This is a genomic window from Pseudomonas shirazensis (assembly GCF_014268785.2).
GTDB classification, from domain to species: Bacteria; Pseudomonadota; Gammaproteobacteria; order Pseudomonadales; family Pseudomonadaceae; genus Aquipseudomonas; species Aquipseudomonas shirazensis.
The window spans coordinates 768,566-781,383 of sequence record NZ_JABWRD020000001.1; the positions used below are offsets into that span (position 1 = coordinate 768,566).

The 12,818-nt window shown below is 60.7% G+C and carries 13 protein-coding genes; 2 read left to right on the plus strand and 11 right to left on the minus strand.

The genetic code is table 11. From position 1 onward, the window contains the following. The first annotated feature begins 118 nt into the window (after positions 1-118). On the plus strand, positions 119-1,195 hold the full coding sequence (hppD, locus tag HU736_RS03235; protein ID WP_101318855.1) for a 4-hydroxyphenylpyruvate dioxygenase: 1,077 nt from the start codon (positions 119-121) through the stop codon (positions 1,193-1,195). A gap of 24 nt (positions 1,196-1,219) precedes the next feature. On the opposite strand, the gene HU736_RS03240 is transcribed toward hppD, so the two are convergent. After that, positions 1,220-2,023 (minus strand): CSS-motif domain-containing protein, encoded by an 804-nt coding sequence (locus HU736_RS03240; RefSeq protein WP_103437112.1) that lies wholly within the window; start codon positions 2,021-2,023, stop codon positions 1,220-1,222. Between the two features lie 244 nt (positions 2,024-2,267). Between HU736_RS03240 and HU736_RS03245 the strand changes: the two genes are divergently transcribed. Further along, the gene (locus tag HU736_RS03245) at positions 2,268-4,343 is read left to right on the plus strand and encodes a hybrid sensor histidine kinase/response regulator (RefSeq protein ID WP_367615278.1); all 2,076 of its coding nucleotides are present in this window, start codon (positions 2,268-2,270) and stop codon (positions 4,341-4,343) included. 88 nt (positions 4,344-4,431) lie between these two features. Here HU736_RS03245 and HU736_RS03250 read toward each other — a convergent pair whose 3' ends face one another. From HU736_RS03250 to HU736_RS03295, 10 genes are all read right to left on the minus strand, one after another. Continuing rightward, positions 4,432-5,487, minus strand: a complete 1,056-nt coding sequence (locus HU736_RS03250) for a HEAT repeat domain-containing protein (protein WP_186698437.1) — start codon at positions 5,485-5,487, stop codon at positions 4,432-4,434. 96 nt (positions 5,488-5,583) lie between these two features. Further along, positions 5,584-6,147 (minus strand): NUDIX hydrolase, encoded by a 564-nt coding sequence (locus HU736_RS03255; protein WP_103437115.1) that lies wholly within the window; start codon positions 6,145-6,147, stop codon positions 5,584-5,586. Positions 6,148-6,149: 2 nt separating this feature from the next. After that, positions 6,150-6,902, minus strand: a complete 753-nt coding sequence (locus tag HU736_RS03260; RefSeq protein WP_103437116.1) for a GntR family transcriptional regulator — start codon at positions 6,900-6,902, stop codon at positions 6,150-6,152. Between the two features lie 88 nt (positions 6,903-6,990). Next, positions 6,991-7,380 carry a carboxymuconolactone decarboxylase family protein gene (locus HU736_RS03265; RefSeq protein WP_101318865.1) on the minus strand — a complete coding sequence of 130 codons (390 nt, stop codon included), beginning with the start codon at positions 7,378-7,380 and terminating at the stop codon, positions 6,991-6,993. A gap of 100 nt (positions 7,381-7,480) precedes the next feature. After that, on the minus strand, positions 7,481-7,966 hold the full coding sequence (locus HU736_RS03270) for a flavin reductase family protein (protein WP_103437117.1): 486 nt from the start codon (positions 7,964-7,966) through the stop codon (positions 7,481-7,483). A gap of 14 nt (positions 7,967-7,980) precedes the next feature. Continuing rightward, entirely contained in the window at positions 7,981-9,462 is a 1,482-nt protein-coding gene (locus HU736_RS03275) for an aldehyde dehydrogenase (RefSeq protein WP_186698434.1), read from the minus strand. Further along, on the minus strand, positions 9,459-10,292 hold the full coding sequence (locus HU736_RS03280; protein ID WP_101318871.1) for an alpha/beta fold hydrolase: 834 nt from the start codon (positions 10,290-10,292) through the stop codon (positions 9,459-9,461). Before HU736_RS03280 ends, HU736_RS03275 begins: the two co-directional genes overlap by 4 nt. Before the next feature lie 64 nt (positions 10,293-10,356). Then, positions 10,357-10,947, minus strand: coding sequence for an amino acid synthesis family protein (locus HU736_RS03285; RefSeq protein ID WP_101318873.1), 591 nt, complete (start codon positions 10,945-10,947; stop codon positions 10,357-10,359). A 224-nt stretch (positions 10,948-11,171) separates the two neighbouring features. After that, positions 11,172-12,215, minus strand: a complete 1,044-nt coding sequence (locus HU736_RS03290; RefSeq protein WP_186698432.1) for an LLM class flavin-dependent oxidoreductase — start codon at positions 12,213-12,215, stop codon at positions 11,172-11,174. A gap of 96 nt (positions 12,216-12,311) precedes the next feature. After that, positions 12,312-12,797: a flavin reductase family protein gene (locus tag HU736_RS03295; RefSeq protein ID WP_186698430.1), complete on the minus strand. Its 486-nt coding sequence runs from the start codon at positions 12,795-12,797 to the stop codon at positions 12,312-12,314. Between the last annotated feature and the right edge of the window lie 21 nt (positions 12,798-12,818).

The window sequence follows — 12,818 nt, forward strand, 5'->3', positions numbered from 1 at the left end:
TTGATCATTGGTACTTTCCTCGCCCGCAGCGTGCGTGGCATCCCCTGCTCGCCACCCGGCTGTCCGCCATCGAACGCAACTGAATAATCGTTATTACGCAGTAGATGAGGACACGAACATGGCTGATATCTTCGAAAACCCGATGGGCCTGATGGGCTTTGAGTTCATTGAACTGGCATCGCCGACGCCGGGCGTGCTGGAACCTGTATTTCAGATACTGGGCTTCACCAAGGTCGCTTCGCACCGCTCCAAAGATGTGCACCTGTACCGCCAGGGCGACATCAACCTGATCCTCAACAACGAGCCCAAAAGCATTGCCTCGTACTTTGCTGCCGAGCATGGTCCGTCGGTGTGTGGCATGGCCTTCAAGGTGCGCAACGCCCATGAAGCCTATGCGCGTGCACTCGAGCTTGGCGCTCAGCCGGTGGAGATCGAAACCGGCCCGATGGAGCTGCGACTGCCCGCCATCAAGGGCATTGGTGGTGCGCCGCTGTACCTGATCGACCGTCACGAAGAAGGCAGTTCGATCTACGACATCGACTTCAAGTTCATCGAAGGCGTCGAGCGCAATCCGGTCGGTGCGGGGCTGAAGATCATCGACCACTTGACCCACAACGTCTACCGTGGACGCATGTCGTATTGGGCCAACTTCTACGAGAAGCTGTTCAACTTCCGCGAAATTCGCTATTTCGACATCAAGGGTGAGTATACCGGCCTCACCTCCAAGGCCATGACTGCGCCGGATGGCATGATCCGCATTCCGCTGAATGAAGAATCGTCCAAGGGCGCCGGCCAGATCGAAGAGTTCCTGATGCAGTTCAATGGCGAGGGCATCCAGCACGTCGCCTTCCTTACCGATGATCTGCTCAAGACCTGGGACGCGCTCAAAGCTCTGGGGATGCGCTTCATGACTCCGCCACCGCAGACCTACTACGAGATGCTTGAAGAGCGGCTGCCAGGCCACGGCGAGCCGGTGGACCAGCTGCAGCCGCGCGGTATCCTCCTCGACGGCGCGGCTGAATCAGGTGACAAGCGCCTGCTTCTGCAGATCTTCTCGGAGACCTTATTGGGTCCAGTGTTCTTTGAATTCATCCAGCGCAAGGGTGATGACGGTTTCGGTGAAGGCAACTTCAAGGCCTTGTTCGAATCGATCGAGCGGGATCAGGTGCGTCGCGGCGTTCTCGACGTGCAATGACGGCTGGCGCACCCTGCTTGTGGTTCAGGCAGTGGTGCGCTCTCGCTTGCGCCGAGCGCGGAGTATGCCCCAGTAGGTAATGGCGGCAGTCAGAAGACCTACCAGCGTCAGCGAGGGCAAGACCTGAACCATCAGCGTACGCGCCTCTGCCAGCGTGTACCCCGCTGGATAACCCACGTTCACCCGATAGTCATGCCGAGTCGACGGCGCACTGCGGAAGAATTCGCTCTGTGAAGGTTGTTGCTGATCGCGGCTATCGCCTTGACTCCAGAGATAAGCGTCCTCGAACTCCAGTACCAACACAAGCCCATCCTGAAAACCCTGCAGTTCTCTGCGCAGCTCAATGCCATAGCTCGTCGCAATGATGCCTGGACCATCGTCGCTCAGCCGATATTCGACCATTACACCATTGGGCGTTGTCGGCGAGTCGAAATTCAGCCTGACCGTGCGTCCGGCGGTGATGTCGATGTGATGCGGAATGATCGTTGGCAAGGTGCTGCAGTACGCCAGATCATCTTTGGTCAGCTCCAGTGAGTGGATTCGCGGGTCGCTGGCGGTCATCGCTCGCAGTTGTTCGATCACATTGTCACACGCCTGGCCGCTGAACTGGCTGGCGGTACTGGCCGTGAGCAACAGACTGTCCAAGCGTCGATCAATCGCGAACAAAGCCTCTTGGGCCGATATGCGCGCGTTTTCGTCTAGCTTGCGCTCTAGCTGATAGAACATCACGGTCAGCCCGGAAACAATCGGTATCAGCCCGACCGCCGAGACTAACAGCAGCTCCAGCAAACTACGCCCTGTGTGCATGAGTTTTGACATCGGCAACATCCTTCCCTCTGGTGCTGTCCGCGTTTGGACAACTGGCAGATCAGATTACGTAGGGCGCGACACCGCAGATGTAGGCTTATGTCGATTCAGCTTTGGGGAAACTCCAGCTGCGCTGTGGGAGCTCGGAGCAAAGCGGGGTCAGAGGTCTCCTGCTCGCCTCGCAAATCCGGCGTTGCAGTGGATCAAGTTCCAGCAGATCATGCGCACTAAATAGTCAGCCAGTCGACGTCAAGGAATCCAGACAGTGGTCGCCAAGGGCAAGTCGTCCGATACCGATTTTCAAGTGATCCATCTTGAACCCAGTTGGAAGCAGGTCGACCCGATTGCGCAGGCCATTCGCATGTTCGATTGGGGCGCCACCCCCCTGGGTGTACTGGCGCAATGGCCGCCCTCGCTGCGGCACGCCGTGGATATCATGCTCGCGTCGCCGTTCCCGGCAGCGCTGATATGGGGCGACAGACTTACGGTAATCCATAACACCGCGTACTCGGACGTGATCGGCAAGGGCGCCCCTGGTTTGGGCGGCAGTTTCGAGCAGTTATGGCTCAAGCATTGGGAGCACGTTGGGCCGTCTGTATTCAAAGCGCTCGAGGGGCAAGCAAGCTTCGTTGGCGATGCCCCCATTCTGGTCGCAGATGGCACCGAGGCCGGCAATGTCTGGTGCGCCCTGGGTTATACGCCGATCAGAGACGAGCAGGCACGCGTCGCGGGTTTTCTGCATACCGCCATCAACGCCACAGCCAGCGTCGAAACGCTGGGCGAGTGGCGTGAGCTGACTGAGCGATTCGAGCAGCAGATCGCGCAGTACCAGGCCGATCGCGAAGGGATCTGGGCGTTATCTGGACAAGCCATGATCATGGTCACGCTTGATCTGCGCCTGCATGCTGTAAACCCCGCGTTTGAACGCATGATGGGATGGACGTTGTCGCAAATGGCCGAGATGCCTATCATCGACCTGATACACCCATCCGATCGACGTGACGTGTCGGAAGTTGCGCTGGACGTGCTGCACGGCAATGGCGTGAGCGAGCTTGAGAGCCGAGTGCGTCACCGTGCCGGACATTATCGCTGGATCCGATGGAGTGCTCGGCGCGACGGTGAGTTTCTGACCGTGGTGGGCAGTGACATCAACCAGGAGCGTGAAAACGCTATGCGACGCTCTGAGGCGCTGCTGCGCAATAATCAGCGCGTCACTGTGGTGAGTCAGTTGGCAGGTGGCATGGCCCATGAAATGAACAATTTGCTGTCTGGCATTGGCGGCAGCCTGGAATTGTTGCAACGGCGTATCGACCAGGGTCAACCCGACCGAATTGCCAGTTACGTAGAGCTGGCACGCGACTCGGTTGAGCGCGCAATGATCCTTACGCATCAGCTGCTGGCTTTTTCCAGAACTCAACGTCTGTCGCCGCGACCGCTGAACAGCACGCAGGTGATGACAGCCTCGCAGCCTTTGTTTTTGCAGGCCCTGGGCCCAGAGATTCTCCTTGAGTGTCATCTGGATAGTGATGCCTGGCCGATCCTGGTCGACTCGGGGCAGCTGGAAATCGCTCTGGTCAACCTGTGCACCAATGCCCGTGAGGCCTGCAACCTTGCGGGCACAGTGACCATTCGCAGTTTCAACCAGCGGCTAGAGGATGATGAACGAGCCCATGGAGGGCTACCGGGAGGTGATTATCTTGCCATTCAGGTGGAAGACAATGGCCATGGCATGGCCAGCGAAGACATTCCTCGCGCGTTTGAGCCGTTTTTCACCAGCAAGCCTGCAGGGCGCGGCGCGGGGCTGGGTCTGTCCATGGTCTACGGCTTTGTTCACCAGTCAGGGGGCTATGTCTGGCTCGAGTCCACGTTGGAGCAAGGCACCCGGGTGACCATGATCTTCCCGCGCTGTCTGCAAGCTGTCGAACCGGAGGCTACGCCTCAGTTACCGGTGCTGATGGAGCCTGTCCATGATCGGCGCCTGTTGCTTATCGATGACGAAAGCGGCCTGCGCGCGCTGATGAAGGAAGCGTTGGTAGAACAGGGCTTTGAGGTAATCGATGTCGCAGATGCTGCAGGTGCGATGAGCAAGTTTCGCCACGAGGGAAGTTTCGATCTTGTCATAACCGACATTGGCCTGCCTGGCGGCTCCAGTGGTCGCCAGGTAGCGCAGGCGATGCGGCTGCTGCAACCGCAGCAGAAGATCTTGTTCATAACCGGCTACAGCGAGCACCCGATCGAGCAGGCCTTGCTCGACCAACCCGGTACGGGCTTGATGCTCAAGCCATTCTCGCTGGCACTGCTGGTTGCTCGGGTACAGAGTATGTTGACCGAGGCAAAGTGATAGAGCGCTGGCTAGCAATTTGTACAGCCCGCGTCGCGTCTAACCCCAGTCCTGAAGCCTCGAACAGAGTGCAATTGGTTGCCAAGTGCTACAAGCCTTGTTGCAGAATCGGATCGTCCGGGTTCTGGCGCTCTAGCTCGGCCAGCAGCACTTGCACATTCTGCAGTTGCCCGGTCTCCTTCCAGTACTGGATTAACAAAAGCCGCGCGTTGCGACTGGCAGGTTGCCGGTCGAGGATGGTTTGTAGCTGCTTCTGCGCGGCTTCAACCTGCTCGAGCTGATGCAAGGTGACCGCCAGCATGTAGCGGTAATCAGTGTTTTCCGGCTCCAGTTCAACCGCGCGGGCAAACGCCAGCAAGGCATATTCGGTTTGCTGATGGCGATTGAGCCACAGACCGAGATCGTGCTGCAGAAAGGCCGAGTCTGGCTGCAGTGCCAGCGCCTTGGCCAAAACCTGGCGAGATTCGTCGTGCAAGCCTTGGCGTTCGAGCAGGCGTACCTGGACGGCGAGGGCATCCAGGTTCTGCGGGCTCAGCTGCAAACTGCGCTGCAGGGCCAAAGCGGCATGTGCGTAATCATCCTCATGCAGGTATAACCGGGCCAGATGCACTTGCGCGGCGCTGTCTTCCGGTTGCTCCAGGAGGGCTTGTTGGTAGGCTTCGAGGGCTTGTTGCAGCGGCCCGAAATACAAGCCAATGGCGTCCGCGTCGAGGCCGAGTAGGGCATCTACTGCCGCGAAGCGCACACTTTGCTCGTCATCATTAAGCATAGGCCCAAGCACCAGGCTGCGTTGGCCGGCAGGCAACAGGCGGCGAATACTCTCGATGGCTGCGCGACGTACCATCGGGTCATCGTGTTGCAGGTCAAGCCTGGCCAGCTCCAGCGCTTTTGGCGAGGGATAGTTGGGCAACTCGGCATACAGTGCTGCGCGCCGGATGGGCGTCAGGTCGCCACGCTGCAACTGTTGATAGAGCACCCGCGCAGCTCCTGGCAGGCCGTCGTGGGCCTGGCGCAGCGCTTTGCCATAACTGTGCGGCGCGACTGCCGGGACGCTAATTTCGACATCCCGCGAGCAGTAGCCGAGGGTGGCCGATACCAGGACCAGAGCGAGCACGGCGATCAGGTACAGGCGGTGTCTGGGCATTGGCAGGTCCGGTGGTCAGGAACCACTGAGCTTGGGCCAGGCGCCGCCTAAATGCAATGCGGGAGGGCGCGTTGGCGTCGCTAGACAACACCGCAGTCAGCGAATGAAATGCACCTTGCCGGTGTCATCATTGCCCATGTAGATCCCGTACACACCCGCCTGACGCTCCAGGATATAGCGCTCGAGAATCTGTCGGATGGCCGGGTAGTAGATCTCGTCCCAGGGGATCTGGTCAGGCTCGAAAAACTTGTAGGCAAGGGTCTCTGCACCGAACACGCCGGTTTCAGCGGTGGCGATGGCGCGGAAGACGATATACACCTCGCTGATTTTGGCCACGCTGAAGATCGAGTACGGCGAGACGATTTCGGCCCGTACTCCGGTTTCTTCCCAGACTTCACGCAGCGCCGCCTGCTCGGTGGTTTCGCCGGCTTCCATGAAGCCTGCCGGCAGCGTCCAGGTGCCAGGGCGCGGGGGGATCGCGCGCTGGCACAACAGGTACTTGCCATCGCGCTCGATGATGCAGCCGGCGATGATTTTCGGGTTGATATAATGGATGTAGCCACAAGCGGCGCAGTACAGGCGCTCATGGGTATCACCGGAAGGAACGCCCCGGGCAAGCTCGGTAGTGCAGTACGGGCAATAGCGCGGGGAGTTGGGCATGGTCAGCGGCCTATGCGAGGGTCCTTCAGGGCCACGGGCGCGACGATCTCGCGCACCTTGGTATTGTCATCCTGCTTCTGGCGCAGGTAGTCCAGCGCCACTGCAGCGGCAGCGCGTACATGGTCGACCGAGGCCTGATGTGCGGCCAGCGGGTCGCCACTCTTGATCGCCGCAACGATCTTTTCCATTTCCTTGTTGCTGGCGCCACGGCGGTTCTGTTGCGACACCGAGGTCGCTCGCAGGTAGCTGATACGTGCCTGCAACTGGCGCAACTGGGTGGCCGCGACGTGGTTGCCGGACCCTTCCAGGAGTACGTCGTAGAAGCCTTGCACCGAGTCGATCACCTGCTGCAACTCGCCATCTTCGAGCGCTTCGCGGTTGACTTCGAGCGCACGCTCGAGCGCGCGGATGTCCTTGGCCTTGGCGTTGAGGGTGAACAGCTGGACGATCAGGCCCTCGAGTACGCAGCGCAGCTCGTAGATGTCACGGGCATCTTCCAGGGTGATGATCGCGACCCGCGGGCCCTTGGCGTCGGCAAATTCGACCAGGCCTTCGGATTCGAGGTGGCGTAGCGCTTCGCGGACCGAGGTACGGCTGACGCCGAGGCGGTCGCACAAGTCGCGCTCGACCAGGCGGTCACCCGGTAACAGGTGAAAGTTCATGATCGCGTTGCGCAGTTTGTCGAGCACGATCTCGCGCAGGGTGACGGGGTTGCGGTTGACCTTGAAGCTGTCGTCGAGTGGCTGGCGTTTCATCAGGTGCGCTCTTTATGAGGCTGTTGCGCCAACCTCGCGAAGCACCACGAACCGGGGCGCTCCTTGCAGTGGTTCGAACAGCCCGCTGTTAACGGGTTGACTCCGCGTCGGCTTCGGCAAAGGCCTCGCGGGCCAGCCGGAAGCTGTCTACCGCCGCCGGCACGCCGCAATAAATGCCGACCTGGAGCAGGATCTCGCGAATCTGTTCACGGCTCAGGCCATTACGCAAGGCGCCGCGGATGTGCAGCTTAAGCTCATGGGGCCGATTGAGTGCGGAAATCATTGCCAAGTTTATCATGCTGCGCTCTTTGAGCGACAAACCATCACGGCCCCAGACATGGCCCCAGCAGTACTCGGTGACCAGGTCCTGCAGCGGCTTGGTGAACTCATCGGCGTTCTGCAGAGAGCGGTTGACGTACTCTTCGCCCAAAACTTGCGTGCGGATCTCCAGGCCCTTTTGATACTTGTCGTTGCTCATGGCAGTGCTCCGCAATAAAACAGGGCCGCGAACAAGGGTGAGGTTCGCCGCGGCCCCCAAAAAAGTCAGCGCTGCGCCAGGCAGCGCGGTGGCACTCAGGTCAGCCCAGCGATGGCAGGGCGCCGAGCTTGCCACGATGGTAGACCATCGGCGTCACCGGCTCGGCCGGCAGCACCAGGTTTTTCACCGCACCGACGATGATCGCGTGATCGCCGCCGTCGTATTCGCGCCACAACTCGCATTCAATGATCGCGGTGGCCTTGGTCAACAGCGGGTTGCCCAGCTCGCTGAGCTGCCACTCGATGCCCTTGGCCTTGTCTTTGCCCTTGCCGGCAAAGGCATAGGCTTCGGCGGTCTGCCCGGCCGACAGCAGGTGAATGGCAAACTGCTTGCTGTCTCGCAGGATCGGGTAAGTGTCCGAGGCGTAGTTGGGGCAGAACAGCACCAGCGCCGGCTCGATCGACAGCGCACTGAAGGCGCTGGCAGTGATGCCGACGATGCCGCCGTCGGCGTCCAGCGTGGTAACGACCGTGACGCCCGAGGGGAACGAGCCCATCACGTCTTTGTAGATGCCAGGTTCGATCATCTTGGCAGTGCTCCTTAGCGCATCACGAAGGGGTCGGGCATGGGCGCGGTGGACAGGTTGATCCACACGGTCTTCAGCTCGGTATAGGCCAGCACCGAATCGATGCCACTTTCACGGCCGTAGCCGCTGTTCTTGAAGCCGCCGATCGGCGCCATGGCCGAGACTGCACGGTAGGTGTTGACCCAGATGATCCCCGAGCGCACGTCACGGGCCAGCCGGTGCGCGCGGCCCAGGTCGCGGGTCCAGATACCTGCCGCCAGGCCGAACTGCGAGTCGTTGGCGATCGCCAGGGCCTCTTCTTCGGTCTTGAAACGAATGACCGCCGCGACCGGGCCGAATACTTCTTCCTGCATGATCTTCAGCGAATTGCTGTCGCACTCGAACAGGGTCGGCTCGTAGAACCAGCCATCGCCCTCGACCTCGGCACGCTTGCCACCCATGCGCAGTGTGGCCCCCTCGGCGCAGGCTGCGGCGACCAGGCCTTCGACCACTGCCAGCTGCTGTGCGGTGGCCATCGGGCCCATTTCGCTCTGCTCGTCCTGCGGATTACCGATGCGGATGCGTTTGGCCCGCTCGACCAGCCGTGCAACGAACTCGTCGTAAATTTCGTCCTGCACCAGCAGCCGCGAGCCGGCGACGCAGCTCTGCCCAGAGGCAGCATAGATGCCCGCCACTGCACCATTGATGGCGCTGTCCAGGTCGGCGTCGGCAAAGATGATGTTGGGCGATTTGCCACCCAGCTCCAGCGACAGTTTGGCGAAATTCTCGGCGCTACTGCGCACTACATGGCGGGCAGTCGCAGCTCCGCCGGTGAAGGCGATCTTGCGGATCAGCGGATGACGGGTGAGGGCAGCGCCAGTGCTTGGGCCGTAACCGGTGACTACGTTGACCACGCCAGGTGGGAAACCGGCCTCAAGGGCCAGGCGGGCCAGCTCGAGAATGGTTGCCGAAGCGTGCTCGGACGGCTTGAGGACGATAGTGTTACCCGCGGCCAGCGCCGGTGCCAGCTTGATTGCGGTCAGGTACAGCGGGCTGTTCCAGGGGATGATCCCGGCTACCACGCCCATCGGCTCATGCACGGTGTAGGCGAACAGATCAGGCTTGTCCAGCGGCAGGGTGCCGCCTTCGAGCTTGTCGGCCAGGCCCGCGGTGTAATGGAAAAACTCTGGCAGGTAACCGACCTGGCCGCGGGTTTCGCGGATCAGCTTGCCGTTGTCGCGGCTTTCCAGCTGGGCCAGGTGTTCTTTATTCTCGGCAATCAGGTCGCCAAGCCGGCGCAGCAGTTTGCCCCGCGCAGTCGCGGTGAGGCCGCGCCAGGCCTTGCTGTCGAAGGCGCGCTGGGCCGACTGCACGGCCAGTTCAACATCAGCTTCGTCGGCGTCGGGCAGTTGCGCCCAGACCTGCGCGGTGGCCGGGTCGAGGCTGTCGAAAGTCTTGCCGTTTTGGGCATCGCGCCATTGGCCATCGATGCACATCTGGAAACGAACGAGGGTCATGCAACTATCCCCTTGGCGGATTCGGTGAGGGTGCGCGCTTGACTGAGGAAGTCCAGCAGCATCTTGTTGACTTCACGCGGCGCTTCTACTGCCATCATATGCCGTTGTTCGGCGAGGACCACGCAATGTGCTCCGGGGATGCGTGCGGCGAGCTGGCGGGTCATGGCCGGAGTGGAGCCGGAGTCGAGTTCGCCGGTGGCGATCAGGGTTGGTGCCTGAATGCTGCCCAGATCGCTTTCGCGGTACATGTCCTGGGTGGCGAACAGCGAATAGGTAGTGTGGTAGCCCTGCGGGTCATTGCTGGCCAGGATCTGCTTGATCGCGGCGACCTGAGCCGGGTTGGCGGCCTTGTACTCGCGGCTGAACCAGCGCTCCAGGGCGGCGTCGACGTTGGCGTCCGGGCCCAGTTCGGCCGCTTGTGCCGCGCGGGCGATGACCCCGGCGCTCTGCTCGGGCGAGCGGTTGAACACGCTGTTGAGCACCACCAAGGCCGTCAACCGCTGCGGATAATTCAGGGCAAAGGCCCGTGCCACCAAACCGCCCATCGAGAAGCCGATAACCGTGGCCTGGGCGATCTGCAGATGGTCGAGCAGCTCGGCCAGTTGCGCGGCGTAGCCCTCAAGTGGGGTATCGGCGGCAGGCAACTGGCTCTGGCCGTGGCCGAGCATGTCGTAGGCTATGACCTTGTAGTCAGTGGCGAGGCCGACGATCTGGCCGCCCCACATTTCCTTGTTCAGGCCGACGCCGTGGATCAGTACCACAGGCTGGCCTTGGCCAGTCACCAGGTAGCTGGTGCCGGCGGGTGTGCGTTCAGCAACAGGCTGAATCATCGAGGGCGCTCCTTGAGCGTGAGGCGTGGCGCTGTGCGCACGCCCCGGCCCGTTGATCTAATTGTTATTGAGCTTTTTCGGCTGCCAGTTCTTCGAGGTCGATGTAGCGGTTGCCGATGCGCGGGTGCAGGCGGCCGCCGTCAGCGGCGCCCAGTACCACCACGATCTCGTCGGCACGTGGTGCATCTTCGATCTGCATTTCCAGGGTGATGTAGTGCGAACGCAGGCCTTCGTCATCCTTCTGCATCATAGGGATCTGGATCGAGGTGCCTGGGCCGCCACGCTTGTTGGTGAAGCTCAGGTAGCTCTTGGCTTGCACCGCTTCGCGGTAATGGTTGCCAAAGCGCAGGGTGTGGATCACCGCCGAGGCGTGTTCGATCTCGCCATCAGCACCGACGACCGCCGCTTTGCCGTAGGCCTCGATCTTGTCCGCGCCGCCGATCGCAGCAATCAGACGCTCGACCATCAACGCGCCGAGGTCAGAGCAATTGGCACGGATTTCCGGTTTCAGATCATCAACGAAACCGCGACCCGCCCATGGGTTCTTGATCACCACAGCCAGGCCGACCATGGTCACCGGTTTGTCGGTGGCCTTGCCGCCTTCGATGCGGGTTTCTTCGGAGTAGGTGACGATCTTGCGGATTTCGAAACTCATGGATGGCTCCTGTCAAAGATATCTGGTCTTGTTGTCTGATGGTATACCATAATATTTGTTCTGCAATAGCTTGATTGAAATTTCTCCGGCGAGAAGACGAAAGGCCGCTCAATCCAGCTATACAGGGGCCGCCGGCAGATCATCGACAAAAAAATGCCCGCTCACGCGGGCGATCAAGCCCGCAGGAGCGGGCTGTTCCCGCAATGAATTCAGGTAATGGGAATTCAGATGAAAGCCGGCACGACTTCCTTGATGAACAGCTCCAGCGACTTCTTCTTTTCGGCATGCGGCAAGCTGTTGTCACACCAGAAGCTGAACTCGTCGACGCCGAGCTCCTGGTAGTACTTGATTCGCGCAATGATTTCTTCGGGCGTGCCGATCATGGTGTTCTTGCGAATGTTGTCCAGCTCGAAGGCGGGCACTTCGGCAAACTTCGACTCCGGGCTCGGCTCGAGGAAGCCATTGACCGGAACGGTCTTGTTGCCGAACCAGGCATCGAAGGTGCGGTAGAAGCGCGCAATCGCCTTGGCGCCGATCTTCCAGCCATCTGGTTCGGCAGCGCTGTGCACGTGGGTGTGGCGCAGCACCATCAGTTGCGGGCGCGGTACCTCTGGGTTGTTGTCGAGTGCGGCCTGGAATTTGTTTTTCAGGTCGAGCACTTCTTCGTCACCCTTCATCAACGGGGTGACCATCACGTTGCAGCCGTTCTTCACGGCAAAGTTGTGCGAGTCTGGGTCACGTGCGGCAATCCACATCGGCGGCATGCCGCTTTGGACTGGCTTGGGTACGCTGGTCGAAGTAGGAAATTTGTACACCTCGCCTTCGAAGGCGTAATCGCCTTTCCACAATTCGCGGACCGCCGGGACCATCTCACGCAGGGCCTTGCCACCTTCGGTAGCAGGCATGCCATTGGCCATGCGGTCGAATTCGAATTGGTAGGCGCCGCGGGCCAGGCCGACTTCCATTCGCCCGTTGCTGATCACGTCGAGCAGGGCGCATTCGCCGGCTACCCGGATCGGGTTCCAAAACGGCGCGATGATGGTGCCGGCGCCCAGGCGAATCTTCTCGGTGCGTGCGGCCAGGTAGGCCAGCAGCGGCATCGGGCTGGGCGAAATGGTGTATTCCATGGCGTGGTGTTCGCCGATCCACACGGTGCTGAAACCGCCGTCCTCGGCCATCAGGGTCAGTTCGGTGAGGTCTTCGAACAACTGGCGGTGGCTGACCTGTTCATCCCAACGTTCCATGTGCACGAACAACGAAAATTTCATGGGGCATTCCTCAACGCTTGAATGTCGCGCCTGGCAGGGCAGGCGTCAGTGATCACAACGGACGCGCCTGGCATCCGTAGACAGAATAGGCAGTGCTCAGGCGAAGGCAGGCAGGCTGGCCATCTTGCCGCGGCAGTAGATCATCGGCTGTGGCGCTTGCTCAGGGACGATCAGGTTCTGCACCTTGCCGACCATGATGGCGTGGTCGCCACCTTCATATTCACGCCACAGTTCGCACTCGATGATTGCGGTGGCGTTGGCCAGCAGGGGGTTGCCCAGCTCGCTCAAAGTCCACTCGATGCCAGCGGCCTTGTCCTTGCCCTTTTTCGCGAAGGCGTAAGCCTCGGCTTGCTGCTCGCCGGAGAGCAGGTGAATGGCAAAGCGCTTTTTGGCGATCAGGACAGGGTAGGAGTCGGAGCTGTAATTAGGGCAGAACAGCACCAGCGGCGGCTCCATCGACAGCGAGGAAAAGGCGCTGGCGGTAAGGCCGACGATCTGGCCGTCGTCATCCAGGGTGGTGATGACGGTAACGCCGGACGGGAAGGAGCCCAGGACGTTCTTGTAGACGGTTGCGTCGATCATGAAGTGATCCTCTTCGCAGGG